Annotated in this window: 15 protein-coding genes; 9 read left to right on the top strand and 6 right to left on the bottom strand. The window is 57.7% G+C overall.

Annotation, left to right across the window (positions count from 1 at the left end; genetic code table 11):
- From JO226_RS17615 to JO226_RS17585, 7 genes are all read left to right on the top strand, one after another.
- A partial coding sequence (locus tag JO226_RS17615) for a TetR family transcriptional regulator (protein ID WP_293607476.1) occupies positions 1 to 557 on the top strand: 557 nt, incomplete at its 5' end.
- A 186-nt stretch (positions 558 to 743) separates the two neighbouring features.
- Positions 744 to 2135 (top strand): NarK family nitrate/nitrite MFS transporter, encoded by a 1392-nt coding sequence (locus JO226_RS17610; protein ID WP_293607474.1) that lies wholly within the window; start codon positions 744 to 746, stop codon positions 2133 to 2135.
- Positions 2136 to 2195: 60 nt separating this feature from the next.
- Complete coding sequence (locus tag JO226_RS17605) at positions 2196 to 5936, top strand: nitrate reductase subunit alpha (protein ID WP_293607472.1); 3741 nt, start codon at positions 2196 to 2198, stop codon at positions 5934 to 5936.
- Positions 5933 to 7477, top strand: coding sequence for a nitrate reductase subunit beta (narH, locus tag JO226_RS17600; protein WP_293607470.1), 1545 nt, complete (start codon positions 5933 to 5935; stop codon positions 7475 to 7477). The genes JO226_RS17605 and narH overlap by 4 nt, the downstream gene beginning before the upstream one ends.
- Positions 7477 to 8172, top strand: coding sequence for a nitrate reductase molybdenum cofactor assembly chaperone (narW, locus tag JO226_RS17595; RefSeq protein WP_293607468.1), 696 nt, complete (start codon positions 7477 to 7479; stop codon positions 8170 to 8172). The genes narH and narW overlap by 1 nt, the downstream gene beginning before the upstream one ends.
- Positions 8169 to 8849, top strand: coding sequence for a respiratory nitrate reductase subunit gamma (gene narI / locus JO226_RS17590; RefSeq protein ID WP_293607467.1), 681 nt, complete (start codon positions 8169 to 8171; stop codon positions 8847 to 8849). Before narW ends, narI begins: the two co-directional genes overlap by 4 nt.
- A 33-nt stretch (positions 8850 to 8882) precedes the next feature.
- Positions 8883 to 9338 (top strand): acyltransferase, encoded by a 456-nt coding sequence (locus tag JO226_RS17585; protein ID WP_293607466.1) that lies wholly within the window; start codon positions 8883 to 8885, stop codon positions 9336 to 9338.
- A gap of 57 nt (positions 9339 to 9395) precedes the next feature.
- Here JO226_RS17585 and JO226_RS17580 read toward each other — a convergent pair whose 3' ends face one another.
- Entirely contained in the window at positions 9396 to 10190 is a 795-nt protein-coding gene (locus tag JO226_RS17580) for a hypothetical protein (protein ID WP_293607464.1), read from the bottom strand.
- A gap of 244 nt (positions 10191 to 10434) precedes the next feature.
- Entirely contained in the window at positions 10435 to 11280 is an 846-nt protein-coding gene (gene nhoA / locus JO226_RS17575) for an N-hydroxyarylamine O-acetyltransferase (protein WP_293607462.1), read from the bottom strand.
- Positions 11281 to 11425: 145 nt separating this feature from the next.
- Here nhoA and JO226_RS17570 point away from each other — a divergent pair, with 145 nt between their 5' ends.
- The gene (locus JO226_RS17570) at positions 11426 to 12001 is read left to right on the top strand and encodes a flavin reductase family protein (RefSeq protein ID WP_293607460.1); all 576 of its coding nucleotides are present in this window, start codon (positions 11426 to 11428) and stop codon (positions 11999 to 12001) included.
- A 39-nt stretch (positions 12002 to 12040) separates the two neighbouring features.
- Here the strand turns inward: JO226_RS17570 and pptA are convergent, their stop codons facing one another.
- A complete protein-coding gene (pptA, locus tag JO226_RS17565; RefSeq protein WP_293607458.1) occupies positions 12041 to 12271 on the bottom strand; it encodes a tautomerase PptA in 231 nt (76 codons plus the stop codon).
- 76 nt (positions 12272 to 12347) lie between these two features.
- Positions 12348 to 13520 carry a hypothetical protein gene (locus tag JO226_RS17560; RefSeq protein WP_293607456.1) on the bottom strand — a complete coding sequence of 391 codons (1173 nt, stop codon included), beginning with the start codon at positions 13518 to 13520 and terminating at the stop codon, positions 12348 to 12350.
- Between the two features lie 213 nt (positions 13521 to 13733).
- Between JO226_RS17560 and ansP the strand changes: the two genes are divergently transcribed.
- On the top strand, positions 13734 to 15209 hold the full coding sequence (gene ansP, locus JO226_RS17555) for an L-asparagine permease (RefSeq protein WP_293607454.1): 1476 nt from the start codon (positions 13734 to 13736) through the stop codon (positions 15207 to 15209).
- A gap of 51 nt (positions 15210 to 15260) precedes the next feature.
- Here ansP and JO226_RS17550 read toward each other — a convergent pair whose 3' ends face one another.
- Complete coding sequence (locus tag JO226_RS17550) at positions 15261 to 15479, bottom strand: YgdI/YgdR family lipoprotein (RefSeq protein ID WP_293607452.1); 219 nt, start codon at positions 15477 to 15479, stop codon at positions 15261 to 15263.
- 155 nt (positions 15480 to 15634) lie between these two features.
- The gene (locus JO226_RS17545) at positions 15635 to 16693 is read right to left on the bottom strand and encodes a YncE family protein (protein ID WP_293607450.1); all 1059 of its coding nucleotides are present in this window, start codon (positions 16691 to 16693) and stop codon (positions 15635 to 15637) included.
- Between the last annotated feature and the right edge of the window lie 250 nt (positions 16694 to 16943).

Genomic DNA, 16943 nt, shown 5'->3' with positions numbered 1-16943 from the left:
AACGTCGGGAAACCATCATGCAAGCCGCCATGCGCGTGGCGCTGGATCAGGGATTTACCGGAATGACGGTGCGCAATATCGCTACCGCCGCAGGTGTCGCCGCAGGCCAGGTCCATCACCACTTCGCCTCCTCCGGCGAGCTTAAATCCCAGGCGTTTGTGCGCGTGATCCGCGAGATGATGGAGCGGCAGCGTCTCACGCGCACTGCCAACTGGCGCGAACAGCTGTTTTCCACGCTCGGCAGCGAAGACGGATGGCTGGAACCTTACATCCGCCTGTGGCGTCAGGCGCAGCTGCTGGCCGACAGCGACCCGGAAATCAAAAGCGCATACCTGCTGACCATGAACCTGTGGCATGACGAAGCGGTCAGGATAATTAACGCAGGCCATGCGGCTGGCGAATTTACCCTGCGCGATAGCGCCGAAAATATCGCCTGGCGGCTGATTTCTCTGGTCTGTGGGCTGGACGGTATTTACGTGCTGGGAATGCCGGAAGTGGATGATGCCGCATTCACCCGTCACCTGCACCACGTTATTCAACTTGAGTTATTTTCGTAGCGCTCATTATAGTTACAATTGGTAACACTTAAGCAACCCGATATTCGACGGCTATTCGCGAGGTCGTCCTTTTTTATCTATCCTTCATTCACATCACCATAAAATTCAATCCCATCTGCAGAGTCCAGGTTCTGCCATTTTCTTTTTGCTTATTTTCAATCATATGCTGGTGCAGTCGAGGGCGATATGTCACAACAAAGTGAGAAGAATAATCATTATCTTTTGAGCAACTGGAAGCCAGAAAATCCGGCATTTTGGGAGAATAAGGGCAAACAGATCGCCCGAAGAAACCTATGGATTTCTGTCGCTTGCCTGCTACTGGCCTTCTGTGTATGGATGTTGTTCAGCGCCGTGTCGGTCAACCTGAATAAAGTCGGATTTAATTTTACTACCGATGAGCTGTTTTTATTAACAGCACTTCCTTCTTTATCCGGCGCAATATTACGCGTGCCCTACTCCTTTATGGTACCTATATTTGGCGGCCGTTACTGGACGGTAATAAGCACGGTAATCCTGATTATTCCCTGCATCTGGCTTGGTATCGCAATTCAAAATACCGCTACCCCGTATTGGGTATTTATTGTTATTGCGTTGCTGTGTGGATTTGCCGGGGCCAATTTCGCCTCCAGCATGGGCAACATCAGCTTTTTCTTTCCGAAAGCCAAACAGGGCAGCGCGCTTGGCGTCAACGGCGGTCTCGGCAACCTTGGCGTCAGCGTGATGCAAATGGTTGCCCCGGCGGTGATCTTTTTACCGATCTTCACTTTTCTCGGCGTCCACGGCGCGCCGCAGGGCGACGGCTCGACGATGTGGCTTGCCAATGCGGCCTGGGTCTGGGCTCCTCTGCTGCTCATCGCCACCCTGGCCGCCTGGTTTGGGATGAACGATATCGCCAGTTCGAAAGCCTCGGTCGCAGACCAGTTGCCGGTGCTGGGCAGACTGCATATGTGGGTGCTGGCGCTGCTGTATCTGGCGACCTTCGGCTCATTCATTGGTTTTTCGGCAGGTTTCGCCATGCTGTCTAAAACCCAGTTCCCGGACGTCAATATCCTGAAGCTGGCCTTCTTTGGCCCCTTCCTCGGCGCGCTGGCGCGCTCGGCAGGCGGTGTTATCTCCGACAAGCTCGGCGGCGTGCGGGTGACGCTGGTGAATTTCGTCTTTATGGCGCTGTTTACCGCCCTGCTGTTTCTGACGTTGCCCGGCGGCGGCTCGCAGGGAAATTTCATCACCTTCTACATAGTCTTCATGGGGCTGTTCCTGACCGCCGGTCTCGGCAGCGGCTCCACGTTCCAGATGATCGCCATTATTTTCCGCCAGATAACCATCGCCCGGGTGAAAAAGCGCGGCGGCAGCGATGAGCAGGCGCAGCAGGAAGCGGTGACCGACACCGCGGCGGCGCTGGGTTTTATCTCCGCCATCGGCGCAGTCGGCGGCTTTTTCATCCCAAAAGCCTTCGGTACCTCGCTTGCCATGACCGGTTCCCCCGTCGGCGCTATGAAGGTTTTTCTGGTGTTTTACATCGTCTGCGTGGTGGTGACCTGGGCCGTTTACGGTCGACGTACGTCGCCAAAAGCATAAATCAGAACAGCGTGAGCAGTGTAACCCCGGGGCAGGCTCTGCCCCGTCAGGAGAAATGTCATGAGCAAACTACTGGATCGCTTCCGTTACTTTAAGCAAAAAGGCGAGACTTTCGCCAACGGCCATGGACAGGTAATGAACAACAACCGCGACTGGGAAGACAGCTATCGCCAGCGCTGGCAATTCGATAAAATTGTGCGATCCACCCACGGCGTTAACTGTACCGGCTCCTGCAGCTGGAAAATCTACGTCAAAAACGGTCTCGTCACCTGGGAGACACAGCAAACCGACTACCCCCGCACCCGCCCCGATTTACCCAACCACGAACCCCGCGGCTGCCCGCGCGGCGCCAGCTACTCCTGGTACCTCTACAGCGCCAACCGGCTAAAGTACCCGCAGATCCGTAAAAGCCTGATTGCCCTGTGGCGCGAGGCGCTCTCGCAGCACAGCGATCCGGTTCTGGCGTGGGGCTCGATTATGCAGGACCCGGAAAAATGTCGGCGCTACAAGCAGGCGCGCGGCCACGGCGGTTTCGTACGATCCACCTGGCAAGAGCTGAACGCACTTATCGCCGCCGCCAACGTCTGGACCATCAAACACTACGGCCCCGACCGCGTGGCGGGCTTTTCACCGATCCCGGCGATGTCGATGGTCTCCTACGCGGCGGGCACCCGCTACCTGTCCTTGCTCGGCGGCACCTGCCTGAGCTTCTACGACTGGTACTGCGACTTACCGCCCGCCTCGCCCATGACCTGGGGCGAACAGACCGACGTGCCGGAGTCTGCCGACTGGTACAACTCCAGCTATATCATTGCCTGGGGCTCCAACGTGCCGCAGACCCGCACCCCGGACGCCCACTTTTTTACCGAGGTGCGCTACAAGGGCACCAAGACCATCGCCATCACCCCGGATTACTCGGAAGTGGCGAAACTGTGTGACCAGTGGCTGGCGCCGAAACAGGGCACCGACAGCGCGCTGGCGATGGCGATGGGTCACGTGATCCTCAAAGAGTTTCATCTCGATAACCCCAGCGACTACTTTATCAACTACTGTCGTCGCTACACCGACATGCCGATGCTGGTTTTGCTTGATGCCCGCGACGACGGCAGCTACGAGCCGGGCCGGATGCTGCGCGCCTCCGACCTGGTCGGTAACCTCGGCGAAGCCAATAATCCGCAGTGGAAAACCGTGGCGCTCAACGCCGCAGGCGCACTGGTGGCGCCTAACGGCTCCATCGGTTTTCGCTGGGGCGAGCAGGGAAAATGGAATCTTGAGGCGCTGGCGGCAGGCCAGGAAACCGAGCTGCAGCTCACCCTGCTCGGCATCCATGATGACGTCACTGGCGTTGCATTCCCCTACTTCGGCGGTAATGAGAACCCGCATTTTCGCAGCGTCAAGCAAGAGCCCGTGCTGGTACGCAAGCTGCCGACAAAAACGCTGACGCTCCACAACGGCACGACAGCCCGGGTGGTCAGCGTTTACGACCTGGTGCTGGCGAACTACGGGCTGGATCGTGGGCTCAACGACCCGCTGGCGGCGAGCGATTATAACGAGGTGAAAGCCTACAGCCCAGCGTGGGCCGAGCAGATAACCGGCGTACCGCAGCGACATATTGCGCAGATCGCCCGCGAATTCGCCGATACGGCGCACAAGACCCATGGCCGGTCGATGATAATCCTCGGTGCCGGTGTGAACCACTGGTACCACATGGACATGAACTACCGCGGTATGATCAACATGCTGGTGTTCTGCGGCTGCGTGGGCCAGAGCGGCGGCGGCTGGGCGCACTATGTCGGTCAGGAAAAACTGCGCCCGCAGACCGGCTGGCTGCCGCTGGCCTTTGCGCTGGACTGGAACCGTCCTCCGCGCCAGATGAACAGCACCTCGTTTTTCTACAACCATGCCAGCCAGTGGCGTTATGAAAAGCTGACCGCCCGCGAGCTGCTGTCGCCGCTGGCCGACGCCAGCCGGTTCTCCGGCCACCTGATTGATTTCAACGTCCGCGCCGAGCGCATGGGCTGGCTGCCGTCAGCGCCGCAGCTCAACATTAACCCGCTGACAGTCAAGCAGATGGCGGCAGCAGCGGGCGTGTCGCCTGCCGATTACACCGCCCAGGCGCTGCGTACAGGTGAAATTCGCATGGCCTGCGAGCAGCCTGACAGCGGAAAAAACCATCCGCGTAACCTGTTTATCTGGCGCTCCAACCTGCTCGGCTCCTCCGGTAAAGGGCATGAATATATGCTCAAGTACCTGCTCGGCACCGACAGCGGCATTCAGGGGGAGGCGTTTGGCGACAGCGACGACGTGAAACCGGAAGAGGTGGAATGGCAGACCGCCGCCATCGAGGGCAAACTTGACCTGCTGGTGACGCTCGATTTCCGCATGTCCAGCACCTGCCTGTTTTCCGATATCGTCCTGCCGACCGCGACCTGGTATGAAAAGGACGACATGAACACCTCGGACATGCATCCGTTTATCCATCCGCTCACGGCCGCGGTCGACCCGGCCTGGGAGGCGAAAAGCGACTGGGATATCTACAAAGGGATCGCCAACGCCTTTTCGACGATCTGCGTTGGCCACCTGGGTCAGGAAACCGATGTGGTTCTGCAGCCGTTGTTGCACGACACCCCGGCTGAGCTGTCGCAGCCGTTCGGCGTGGCCGACTGGCGCAAAGGCGAATGCGCGCTGCTGCCAGGGAAAACCGCGCCCAACATTCTGGTCGTGGAGCGGGATTACCCGGCGACGTACGAGCGTTTCACCTCGCTGGGTCCGTTGATGGATAAACTCGGCAACGGCGGCAAAGGCATCGCCTGGCAGACGCAAACCGAGGTCGATTTCCTCGGCAAGCTGAACTACGTCAAGCTCGACGGTCCGGCCAAAGGCCGCCCGCGCATCGAAACCGCGATTGACGCCTCCGAGGTTATCCTCGCGCTGGCGCCGGAAACCAACGGACAGGTGGCGGTGAAGGCCTGGGAAGCGCTGGGTAAATTCACCGGTCGCGATCACCGTCATCTGGCCATCAACAAAGAAGACGAGAAGATCCGCTTTCGCGATATCGTCGCTCAGCCGCGCAAAATCATCTCCAGCCCGACGTGGTCCGGCCTTGAAAGCGAGCACGTCTCCTATAACGCCGGGTACACCAACGTCCATGAGCTGATCCCGTGGCGCACCGTCTCGGGCCGCCAGCAGCTGTATCAGGACCATCCGTGGATGCGCGCCTTTGGCGAAAGCCTGGTGGCCTACCGTCCGCCGATTGATACCCGCAGCGTCAGCCATATGAAGGCGATCCCGCCGAACGGCTTCCCGGAGAAAGCGCTGAACTTCCTGACACCGCACCAGAAATGGGGCATCCACTCCACCTACAGCGAGAACCTGCTGATGCTGACGCTGTCGCGCGGCGGGCCGATCGTCTGGATAAGCGAAACCGACGCCCGGGAGCTGGGTATCGCCGACAACGACTGGATTGAGGCCTTCAACGCCAACGGCGCGCTCACCGCCCGTGCGGTCGTCAGCCAACGCGTGCCGCCGGGCATGACCATGATGTACCACGCGCAGGAGCGAATCATGAACATCCCCGGCTCCGAAGTCACCGGACGGCGCGGCGGCATCCACAACTCGGTCACCCGCATCTGCCCGAAACCAACCCATATGATTGGCGGCTACGCTCAACTGGCATGGGGCTTTAACTACTACGGCACCGTCGGCTCCAACCGCGACGAGTTCATCATGATCCGCAAAATGAAAAATATTAACTGGCTGGACGACGAAGGTCGGGATCAGGTACAGGAGGCGAAAAAATGAAGATCCGTTCGCAAGTAGGTATGGTACTCAATCTCGACAAATGCATCGGCTGTCACACCTGCTCCGTCACCTGTAAGAACGTCTGGACCGGGCGTGAAGGGATGGAGTACGCGTGGTTCAATAACGTGGAAACTAAGCCCGGCATTGGTTATCCGAAAAACTGGGAAGACCAGGAGCAGTGGCAAGGCGGCTGGGTCCGCGGCATTCACGGCAAGCTGACGCCCCGCCTCGGCGGCCGCGTGGGGGTGCTGGCGAAAATCTTCGCCAACCCGTCGCTGCCGGGCATCGACGACTACTACGAGCCGTTTACCTACGATTACCAGGACCTGCAACGCGCGCCGGAAGGCAAACACCTGCCGACCGCCCGCCCGCGCTCGCTCATCAGCGGCGAGCGCATCGATAAAATCGAATGGGGCCCGAACTGGGAGGAGCTGCTCGGCGGCGAGTTCGAGAAACGCGCCAAAGACCGCAACTTCGAGGCCATGCAAAAGGAGATGTACGGCCAGTTCGAGAATACCTTCATGATGTACCTGCCGCGCCTGTGCGAGCACTGCCTGAACCCAAGCTGTGTCGCCACCTGCCCGAGCGGCGCTATCTATAAGCGCGAGGAGGACGGCATCGTGCTTATCGACCAGGACAAATGCCGCGGCTGGCGGATGTGCATTAGCGGCTGCCCGTACAAGAAAATCTACTTCAACTGGAAAAGCGGAAAGTCGGAAAAATGCATCTTCTGCTACCCGCGCATTGAATCCGGCCAGCCGACCGTCTGCTCCGAAACCTGCGTCGGCCGTATTCGCTACCTCGGCGTACTGCTGTATGACGCTGACCGTATCGAAGAAGCCGCCAGCACCGAGCATGAGACCGATCTGTACCAGCGCCAGTGCGACGTGTTTCTCAACCCGCACGACCCGAACGTGATTGAAGAAGCGCTGAAACAGGGCATTGCGCATAACGTTATCGAGGCCGCTCAGCAGTCGCCGGTCTATAAGCTGGCGATGGAGTGGCAGCTCGCCCTGCCGCTGCACCCGGAGTACCGCACCCTGCCGATGGTCTGGTATGTACCGCCGCTGTCGCCTATCCAGTCCGTGGCCGATGCGGGCGGGCTGCCGAACAACGGCAGCATTCTGCCGGAGGTGGAGAGCCTGCGTATTCCGGTACAATACCTCGCCAATATGCTGAGCGCGGGCGATACCGGCCCGGTGCTGCGTGCGCTCAAGCGCATGATGGCTATGCGTCATTACAAGCGTTCGCAAACCGTCGAGGGCGTGACGGACACCCGCGCGCTGGAAGAGACCGGCCTGAGCGTTGAGCAGGTCGAAGAGATGTACCGCTACCTCGCCATCGCCAACTACGAGGACCGCTTCGTGATCCCCACCAGCCACCGCGAGCTGGCGCGTGAAGCCTTCCCGGAACGCAACGGCTGCGGCTTCAGCTTTGGCGACGGCTGCCACGGCTCCGACACCAAGTTCAACCTGTTCAACAGCCGCCGTATCGACGCGATCGACGTTTCCGGCGTGCGCCAGCATGGGGAGGGCGAATAATGCCAGTCCTTAAGCTTATCGCCCTGCTGCTGGAGTATCCGGACGCCCTGTTGTGGGAAAACCGCGATGACGCCCTGGCGCTGGCCCGCGAGGATGCCCCCCAACTGGAGCCCTGGGTGGCGCAGCATCTGGCCGCCCCGCTGCTGGATAAACAGGAAGAATGGTGCGATCTGTTCGAGCGCGGCAGCGCCACGTCGCTGCTGCTGTTCGAGCACGTTCACGGCGAATCCCGCGACCGGGGGCAGGCCATGGTGGATTTACTTGCCCAGTATGAGCAGGCAGGACTGATGCTTGACTGCCGCGAGCTGCCGGACCACCTGCCGCTGTATCTGGAGTACCTCAGCACGCTGACGCCCGACGCGGCGCGCGAGGGGTTGCAGAACGTCGCGCCCATTCTGGCGCTGCTGGGAGGGCGTCTGAAACAGCGCCAGGCACCGTGGTGGGCGCTGTTCGACGCCCTGCTGATGCTGGCGAACAGCCCTCTAAGAAGTGACGGCGTCACTAAACAGGTGGCTGGCGAGAAGCGTGACGATACCCGTCAGGCGCTGGATGCAGTGTGGGAAGAGGAGCAGGTGAAGTTTATCGAAGATAACGCCACCGCCTGCGACAGCTCCCCGCTGCAAAACTATCAACGACGCTTTAGCCAGGACGTCGCGCCGCAGTATGTCGACATCCGTGCCGGAGGCCCGAAATGATACAGTACCTCAACGTCTTCTTTTACGACATCTACCCCTACCTTTGCGGCACCGTGTTTCTGCTCGGCAGCTGGCTGCGCTATGACTATGGCCAGTACACCTGGCGTGCCGCCTCCAGCCAGATGCTGGATAAACGCGGCATGGTGATATGGTCGAATCTGTTCCATATCGGCATCCTGGGGATCTTTTTCGGCCATTTTTTCGGCATGCTGACGCCGCATTGGGTGTACTCCTGGTTCCTGCCAATGTCGCAAAAGCAGCTGATGGCGATGATCCTCGGCGGCGTGTGCGGGGTGATGACGCTGGTCGGCGGCGCGGGGCTGCTTATCCGTCGCCTGTATAACCCGCGGGTGCGGGCCACTTCCACTACCGCGGATATTCTGATCCTCAGCATTTTGCTGATTCAGTGCATTCTTGGGCTGACCACCATTGCGTTTTCCGCACAACATCCGGACGGCAGTGAAATGCTGAAGCTGGTAGACTGGGCACAGGCCGTCGTGACCTTCCAGGGCGGCGCTTCCGAACACCTCAACGGCGTGGCGTTCGTGTTCCGTGTGCATCTGGTGCTCGGCATGACCATTTTCCTGATCTTCCCGTTCACCCGACTGGTTCACGTCTGGAGCGCGCCGGTGGAGTATTTCACCCGTCGGTATCAGATTGTGCGGTCGAGGCGCTAATCTGACACGAACAAACATTAGCAAGGAGCAAGCATGGCTACCGTTCGTCAGACCGCCATACGCAACATCACCTGTGGAGAAAATGTGGTGATTTATGAACCCGCCAATCTGTATGACTGCTCGCTGGCGGACGATGTCTTTATCGGCCCGTTTGTCGAAATCCAGGGTCATACACAGATTGGCAAAGGCAGCAAAGTTCAGTCACACACGTTTATTTGCGAATACGTCACTGTCGGCAAGCGCTGCTTTATCGGCCATGGGGTCATGTTCGCCAACGACATGTTCCGTGACGGCGGTCCCAACCCCGACCGAAACAGCTGGGGGCGCATTCACATTGGTAATGACGTGTCTATCGGCAGCGGCGCCACCATTCTGGCGGTAAGCATCTGCGACGGCGCGGTGATCGGCGCGGGCAGCGTAGTGACGCGCGCGATTACAGAAAAAGGGGTATACGCCGGAAACCCGGCACGCCTGCTGCGAAAACTGTGAAAGGCGGCGGAGAACGCCCTTCACCGCCCTATCCGGAGAAACCGGAATCACTCTCAATCAAAAAAACTGGATACCCAGCCCCGCAAGTACTTGCCACTTTGGCTGACCCGGACCACGGTCAGCCACTGACCATTGGGGTTCAACATAGATGTTAAATGTCGCTTTGCTTTTTTTGATTACCTGCCCCACGCCTAACCCTAACGGGACGCTGTAACTATTGTTATGGAAGTTGTACGCCCATATGGGGCTTGCACGAAGGTAAGTCCCCCCGCCAAGCTGGTAAAACATAACCGTCTGGAAGGTGCCAAGATTGACGTTACTGCGATCGTCGTTCCCGGCGAAACTATGCTGCCATGTGGCCAGATAGCCATACTGAAATCGTGGTGAACTGGCATTAAATAAGACGTTGACCAGACCGGCAGACCATTTTTCGGTTCCTGTCGCATCATCCGACGCTGTGGGTACCGTCAGTTGTGGTCCCAGACCAAAACTGACCCCGCGAGTTCCGGTATTAATCAACCAGGATGCAATCACGTTGAAATCACCAACCCCTGTTCTGTGTCCTCCCCCTGGTGGAACAGGATAGGTGTTTACCGGTAATGAAGCACGGTATACCCATCGACTTTCGCCTACAGAAAAAGCCTGTGCATAACGGAGCCACAGCTGATTTGCGTCCTGATCGGTACCACTGATTTTCCCTGTGTAATAATTCTGCGTGCTGAATCCGTTCATGTCCGAAAGTGGGTTATTGGCCTGAGCAAAAGTGGCCCCCTGTTTTTCAACAGCACCTGTAGCACCTGATGCCATGCACAGGGATAACAGAACCCATTGCCGGAGGGAGCTTTTTATCATGGAGTTCCTCTTTGGGTGATGCTTCTGATGGGGTAAATCTGATTGAATTGAATCTAGGAGGTTATGTAAACGCACGCTTTTCATCAGGCGACAGCCACTTTTCATCTCGTGACCATCGCCATGAATTCAGTGTGTTAGCTGGCGGGAAACCGCAAAAATCGACCTTGTCTTCCCGACTTCCGACGGGCTTCCCGGCCCCGGAAATGCCAATCGTTTGAATGGGGTTGTAAGCGGAAAACTGCCCCTATTTTCCTGCTTGGGGATGGGTATCAAACGCCGACATCACGGCGGCCAGATCCGCCAGCGTAAAGCCGTTTTTGTTGTCGTCGACGCCGAGGCCAAAGGAGTCCTGCAGCAGCAAATACAAACTTTCGACATCTGGCAGAGTCCGTTTTTCTGCTGTATGCCCGTTATCCCAGTGGGTGAACTGGAAGTTGGTCAGGGTCAGCTTGCCGCCGTCAGGCAGATGGCGGCAGACCAACAGGTGGTGACGGAAATGGGACTGCGGCCAGTGAGCTGACCAGAAATTGCCCATTACGTAGTCGGTGAAATACTGATTGCCGAGGTCAAACTGGTACATCGACTGCCAGTGATCGTGATGAAGAAACTGGAGGATCCAGTCATTGCCTTCATTGAGCAGTCGATACACGCCGTGCGGCGTGCTTTGTTCTTTATCCGCCAGCAGGCGAATCGGCGCCGTCAGCGTCTGCCCGCCGAAACCGACGTCAGCAATCCAGCGCTCTCCCGCCAGTTCCACCAACAACAACCGGTGCGTACGCGGCGGCATCTGCGGCGGGTTCGCCAGCACCACGCGTCCCAGTATGCTGCGCACGTTAAAACCTACCTCTTTGAGCGCGCGCTCAAAAAGCCCGTTTTGCTCAAAGCAGTAGCCGCCGCGTTGAGCAGTAAGCAGCTTATCTTCCAGCGACTGATCGTCTAACTGAATTTCCCGGGGAAGCAGAACGTCCAGGTTTTCAAAGGGGATAGTGCAGTTATGGCGCAGGTGAAGTTCCCGCAGCGTGTCGAGGTCGACCGCTGACGGCTGTGTCCAGTGAAGACGGGAAAAATACGCGGTTAAAAATGGGCTCATGGCGCCTCCTGCAATGACGATGTTTTGTTTATAACGTATTTTTTCCTGCTGGCCGGTGTTTTTGTGCTCTCAAATTTTACCGTTCGTGCTTGTCATTCACCCTCGCCGCGCAGTGTAATGCAGCAAATCATCCGGAGGAATTGTCATGCGTCATTTTCGCCCTGTGGACTTAAAACATGCCTGCCGTCTGCTTAACCACGGTCCGACTATTCTCATCACCAGCTATGACGAGCAGCTCGCGCGGCGCAACGTGATGGCCGCCGCCTGGTCAATGCCAGTGGAATTCGACCCGCCACGTATTGCCGTCGTGGTGGATAAATCCGCCTGGTCCCGGGAGTTGATTGAACGCAGCGGCCGTTTCGGCATCGTTGTCCCGGGCGTTGAGGCGACGAACTGGACCTACGCCGTTGGCAGCGTCAGCGGACGTGATGAAGATAAATTCAACTGCTACGGCATCCCGGTCATCCAGGGTCCGGCGTTTGGCCTGCCGCTTATTGAGGAGAAGTGCCTGGCGTGGATGGAGTGTCGCTTGCTGCCCGCCACCGGCGCGCAGGAAAAATACGATACCCTGTTCGGCGAGGTTGTGTCCGCCGCCGCGGATGAGCAGGCCTTCGTCGCCGGTCGCTGGCAGTTTGACGACGATAAGCGCAATACCTTGCACCATCTTGGTGCCGGAACGTTCGTCACCAGCGGTCGACTCATTCGCGCCGCGGAAAAATAACGACTTTCGCCCGGTAGCGGCGTCGCTACCGGGATTCCGTCACATACTGTAACCGGGCTTTTTAATCAGCGACTCCAGCTGCGGGGCAATCTCGGTATCCCATACCTGTGATTTCCACTCGGTTTCTCCCACCTCGTTTAGCGAAATACTGACTTCACGGTCATTCGTCTTAAGGTGGCGAATAATCACTCCCACGATGTCCTCCGCCAGTGCGGCTTTTTGTTCGTCGTTCAGGTCGCGGGGAAAACATTTAATCTCTACGTGCGGCATAGCGGTCTCCTTATTGTCTGAGCCCTCAACGCTATCATGCTGTTGGCCTTTGGATTAACACTTTGTGCCCTGATCGTCATTGGCTGAAAAGTTGAAAGTTTTCAGCGATGATAGTGCACGCGTCGTTGGTGTGTTGATGACACAATTTCAGCGCTGCCTCCCGCGCGGCAGCGGCGGTCGGCGCACCGCTGTACCAGTAAAATCCTTGCCCATTTTGCCCCCTCGCCAGCGCTTTTTCGGTCGATCCCGAGCGCAGATAGTCGTAAACCTGTACACGATCGTCATAGCTCAACTGACCAAGAAACCCCTCCCACGGGCGCTCGTCCCAGGTGGGAAAACCATGGGCACGCAAGAAACGATCGATCTCCGGCAGCAGCAGCCGACGCCCGGCTTCACTGAGCATCATTTTGTGACCATCATTCTGAAACGGCGGAAATGTTTTCAGTTCGGCAAGACCGCCCGCCGTCCGGTAAGCAGAGATCATCCGCCAGACCAGTTGGGGCGAAAACCAGGGGTCGTTAGCCGCATATAACCACAGCGTAGGAATCGCCGTCGCCTGGCTCGCGTTGCGCCCCATTTCAATCACCAGGTCATCATAAAACAGGTGGCAGGCCGGGTTCGGTTTAAACGGCTGTGCGTCCATATAGACTCCGCCGGAGACGTTGATCACCACGCCGACGGGCGGCATCGTCACCCGTCCAGCCAGCGTCAACGCGGAGACGCCGCCAATGGACAACCCCATCACCAGCGCCTTTTTGGTGGCATCAACGTCCTGACGATGCGCCAACGAGATCATCGCCGCCTGCAGGTCGTCCGCGTGATCGCTGAGAAAAAGTCCCGCCTCCGGCGCCTTGCAGCTGCCCGCGTCATCCCTCACGCTGCCGCTAGAGGTTCCATAGCCGCGCCACATGACCACAGCGGCGACCCAGCCTCGGTGGGCAAAATCATGGGCGAGACTGCGAAAGCTGTCGGGACGGATATCCTGAGGCGAAAACTCCGGGCTACTCGATCCCTGGGCGATCAACGCCAGCGGAAAACGGCCTACAGCATCAGGACGCACGACCAGGGTATCCAGTGTGTAGCGGTAGCCATGGATCACCACCGGCAACGCCAGATACTCTTCAATGACGCCACCCGTCGTCTGGGCGCGAGCGGAAAACACCGCGGCGAATAGCGCAACACACAGCAAAAAACGCGCGCGCAGGGGTACGTCCCCTCGCCGCCATTGGCAAGCAAAAAGTGATGACATCGATATGGCCCCCCATCCCATTCAAAGTGTAGCCTGCCGCGGCTACCTTTTGCGTCATTTAACATTTGCAGGTAGGATGCTGCGCCGGGTTTTGTCTTATCTATACGTCAGAATACCGGAAAAGACAGAGCAATATGCTAAACGCACTCGTTTCTGCGTCATAAAAATCCTTTAGACCCCGACAAGGGCAAAGACAGGAATCTGAATACTATAATGAACACCGAACATAACATCGCGGCAGAGCATCATGCTGCCAAACGCCGGTGGCTGAACTCGCAAGATGCGGGGTATCACAAAGCCATGGGCAACCGTCAGGTGCAAATGATCGCCATCGGCGGCGCCATCGGCACCGGGTTGTTTTTAGGCGCTGGCGCGCGCCTGCAGATGGCGGGGCCGTCCCTCGCGATCGTTTATCTTGTCTGCGGTATCTTCTCTTTCTTCATTCTTCGCGCGCTTGGCGAGCTGGTGCTGCATCGCCCGTCCAGCGGCAGCTTTGTCTCCTATGCCCGCGAATTCCTCGGCGAAAAAGCCGCTTTTGTCGCCGGGTGGATGTACTTCATCAACTGGGCGATGACCGGTATTGTGGATATCACCGCCGTGGCGCTCTATATGCACTACTGGGGTGCTTTTGGCGATGTGCCGCAGTGGGTGTTCGCCCTTGGCGCGCTGGCGGTTGTCGGCACCATGAACATGATCGGCGTGAAATGGTTCGCTGAAATGGAGTTCTGGTTCGCGCTGGTTAAGGTACTGGCTATTGTGGTGTTTCTGGTGGTCGGCACCGTGTTCCTCGGCAGCGGCAAACCGCTGGATGGCGGCACCACGGGCTTCCATCTGATCACCGATAACGGCGGCTTCTTCCCGCATGGCCTGCTGCCTGCGCTGGTGCTGGTGCAGGGCGTCGTTTTCGCCTTTGCCTCTATCGAGCTGGTCGGTACCGCCGCCGGGGAATGTAAAGACCCGGAAAATATGGTGCCAAAAGCGATTAACAGCGTTATCTGGCGTATTGGCCTGTTCTACGTCGGTTCGGTGGTGCTGCTGGTGCTGCTGCTGCCGTGGAACGCCTACCAGGCGGGACAAAGCCCGTTCGTCACCTTCTTCTCAAAGCTTGGCGTGCCGTATATCGGCAGCGTTATGAACATCGTGGTGTTGACGGCGGCGCTCTCCAGCCTGAACTCCGGACTCTATTCCACCGGCCGTATTCTGCGCTCGATGTCGATGGGCGGTTCCGCGCCGCAGTTCATGTCCAAAATGAGCCGTCATCAGGTGCCGTACGCCGGGATCCTGGCGACGCTTTGCGTCTACGTGGTCGGTGTATTCCTGAACTATCTCGTGCCGTCTCAGGTGTTCGAAATCGTCCTGAACGTCGCGTCGTTGGGAATTATCGCCACCTGGGCGTTTATCGTGGTGTGTCAGATGCGCCTGCGTAAGGCGATTCAGGAAGGGAAATGCGCACCGGTGAGCTTCCGCATGCCTGGAGCGCCGGTGACCTCCTGGCTGACACTGCTGTTCCTGCTGAGCGTGCTGGTGCTGATGGCGTTCGACTACCCGAACGGGACCTACACCATCGCCTCGATTCCGCTGATTGCCGTGCTGCTGGTGGCGGGCTGGTTTGGCGTTCGCAAACGCGTTCACCACATCCACCGTGATGCGCCGGGCAACCCCCTGACGCAACAAACGGATAACCGCTGATCCGCACTGCTTTTGTTGCCCGCCGTCCGGCGGGCAACCTTTCTTCCGGGCTTAGTTTTTAATTAACTGCGCCACGTCGTTGCTGTTAATCTGCCGCTCATTGCCATCCTGATCGACATAGCTGGTCATCCCGGTCTCTTTATCCAGCTGCGGTTTCCCATTGGTGACAATCGTCTGCCCGCTTTTGGTGGTCATTACATAGCTGCTGCTGCAACCCGCCAACGCCATCAGCATTGCTCCGGCAAAAAAGAATAAGAAAGGCTTTTTCATTGGTTCTCCATCATGATGCATCACCGGCTGCCAGCCGGTTGAAAAGAGAAGGATTTTAAGCCTCTGCGGGACGAAGGGCTACCGGTGGGTTGTAACAGGAGGTGATTGCGCTCCCCTCTCCGGTGAAGAATAAGGGAGCGACACATCATGAAGGATTACAGCATGATACGAATGACATCATCCGCAAGCGCCGCCTCTTTCTCCCGTGTGGATGCCTGCTTCACGGTCACATACAGCGTTTTACCGTCCGTGGACAACGCCAGACTGTTCGGATATGTCGGGGTATCCAACGTCTTCACAACCTTATAACTTTTACCGTCAATTACGCTGACGCTGCCGGCTTTGCGATGGGTCGCGTAAATTTCGTTACGCACCGGGTTGAACAGCACCGCCAGTGACTCCGGCGCGGCAACCTTCGCCAGCACCTTACCGTCGCGGTAATCCACCACCAGCATCTCCGGCTGTTTAAAATCGGTAATGAATGCTCGATGGCTGGCGCTGTCGAGAGCGATGTTCAGGAACGCGTGCTCTTTGCTATCGCCCACCAGCTTTTTACGGCTGAGAATACGGTTGCTTGCGGTATCAATGGTCACCAGCTCGCCATCAGCGCTCACGGTATACAGACGCTGCGCATCGCCGTCCAGCGCCAGCGCAGTGCTGCGATTTCCGGTTCCGCTGATGGTCGCCTTCAGCGTCAGGTTTGCACCGTCCACCACCCAGATAACGCTTTCTTTACCCACGCCGCTGATATAGACAGTGTTGTGTTTTTCATCCGCCACCAGCTCGCGCGGCTGCAGCGGTTTGACGGTCTCGCTGCGCTTACGGTCATCCAGCGCCAGGCGCCCTTTTACTTCGCCCGTTTTGGCGTCAACCGCCGTCACCGCACCGTTCACGCTGTTGCCGAACCACAGGGTTTGTGTCTGGTTATTGATAGTCGCGCCAAACGGTTTTGCCTCGCTGTGCACCGCAAGCGTTGCCTCAAGCGTTTGCGGGTCGAGGCGATAGATAACACCGCCTTTGTCGGCGCTACGGCTCTGGGAGGTTGCCACCCACAGCGCGTTATCCTGCTGGCTGATGGCCATTTCATAGGCGCCTTTGCCCACAGCCTTACGCAACATTTCGTCAGCATGAACGGTAAACGATCCCGCCAGCAGCAGTGATGTTAGCAACAACGAGCGGCGCAGGCGTGGAGCAGAAAAATGACGTAATGACATGACGACTTCCTTTGATAAACAAAAAATGGTGCTGCATCACAGGCTTCCGGTCGACAGGGTCATTGCTCTGCCGTAATTATAGATGCGAATAGTAATCATTATTCATCGCAATGTGGAGCACTAAATGCCCATTTCGCCAGAACCAGGTCATTGTTAACTCAAAATTTAACGTAACGTGCCTTTAAGTTTTTCAAACAATTTACAAAAACATTAACATATTCACATATGTTTCCTTTTGTTCGTTATACCG

Source organism: Pluralibacter sp., from assembly GCF_019237635.1.
Lineage (GTDB): Bacteria > Pseudomonadota > Gammaproteobacteria > Enterobacterales > Enterobacteriaceae > Enterobacter_B.
Note: the sequence above shows the minus strand (reverse complement) of the source record. Positions and strands in the feature narration are given on the sequence as shown.

What these genes read in the sequence shown, in the direction of transcription:
- JO226_RS17610 (WP_293607474.1), top strand. Translation starts at nt 744, where the DNA reads ATGTCACAACAAAGTGAGAAGAATAATCATTATCTTTTGAGCAACTGG.
- JO226_RS17605 (WP_293607472.1), top strand. Translation starts at nt 2,196, where the DNA reads ATGAGCAAACTACTGGATCGCTTCCGTTACTTTAAGCAAAAAGGCGAG.
- narH (WP_293607470.1), top strand. Translation starts at nt 5,933, where the DNA reads ATGAAGATCCGTTCGCAAGTAGGTATGGTACTCAATCTCGACAAATGC.
- narW (WP_293607468.1), top strand. Translation starts at nt 7,477, where the DNA reads ATGCCAGTCCTTAAGCTTATCGCCCTGCTGCTGGAGTATCCGGACGCC.
- narI (WP_293607467.1), top strand. Translation starts at nt 8,169, where the DNA reads ATGATACAGTACCTCAACGTCTTCTTTTACGACATCTACCCCTACCTT.
- JO226_RS17585 (WP_293607466.1), top strand. Translation starts at nt 8,883, where the DNA reads ATGGCTACCGTTCGTCAGACCGCCATACGCAACATCACCTGTGGAGAA.
- JO226_RS17580 (WP_293607464.1), bottom strand. Translation starts at nt 10,190, where the DNA reads ATGATAAAAAGCTCCCTCCGGCAATGGGTTCTGTTATCCCTGTGCATG.
- nhoA (WP_293607462.1), bottom strand. Translation starts at nt 11,280, where the DNA reads ATGAGCCCATTTTTAACCGCGTATTTTTCCCGTCTTCACTGGACACAG.
- JO226_RS17570 (WP_293607460.1), top strand. Translation starts at nt 11,426, where the DNA reads ATGCGTCATTTTCGCCCTGTGGACTTAAAACATGCCTGCCGTCTGCTT.
- pptA (WP_293607458.1), bottom strand. Translation starts at nt 12,271, where the DNA reads ATGCCGCACGTAGAGATTAAATGTTTTCCCCGCGACCTGAACGACGAA.
- JO226_RS17560 (WP_293607456.1), bottom strand. Translation starts at nt 13,520, where the DNA reads ATGTCATCACTTTTTGCTTGCCAATGGCGGCGAGGGGACGTACCCCTG.
- ansP (WP_293607454.1), top strand. Translation starts at nt 13,734, where the DNA reads ATGAACACCGAACATAACATCGCGGCAGAGCATCATGCTGCCAAACGC.
- JO226_RS17550 (WP_293607452.1), bottom strand. Translation starts at nt 15,479, where the DNA reads ATGAAAAAGCCTTTCTTATTCTTTTTTGCCGGAGCAATGCTGATGGCG.
- JO226_RS17545 (WP_293607450.1), bottom strand. Translation starts at nt 16,693, where the DNA reads ATGTCATTACGTCATTTTTCTGCTCCACGCCTGCGCCGCTCGTTGTTG.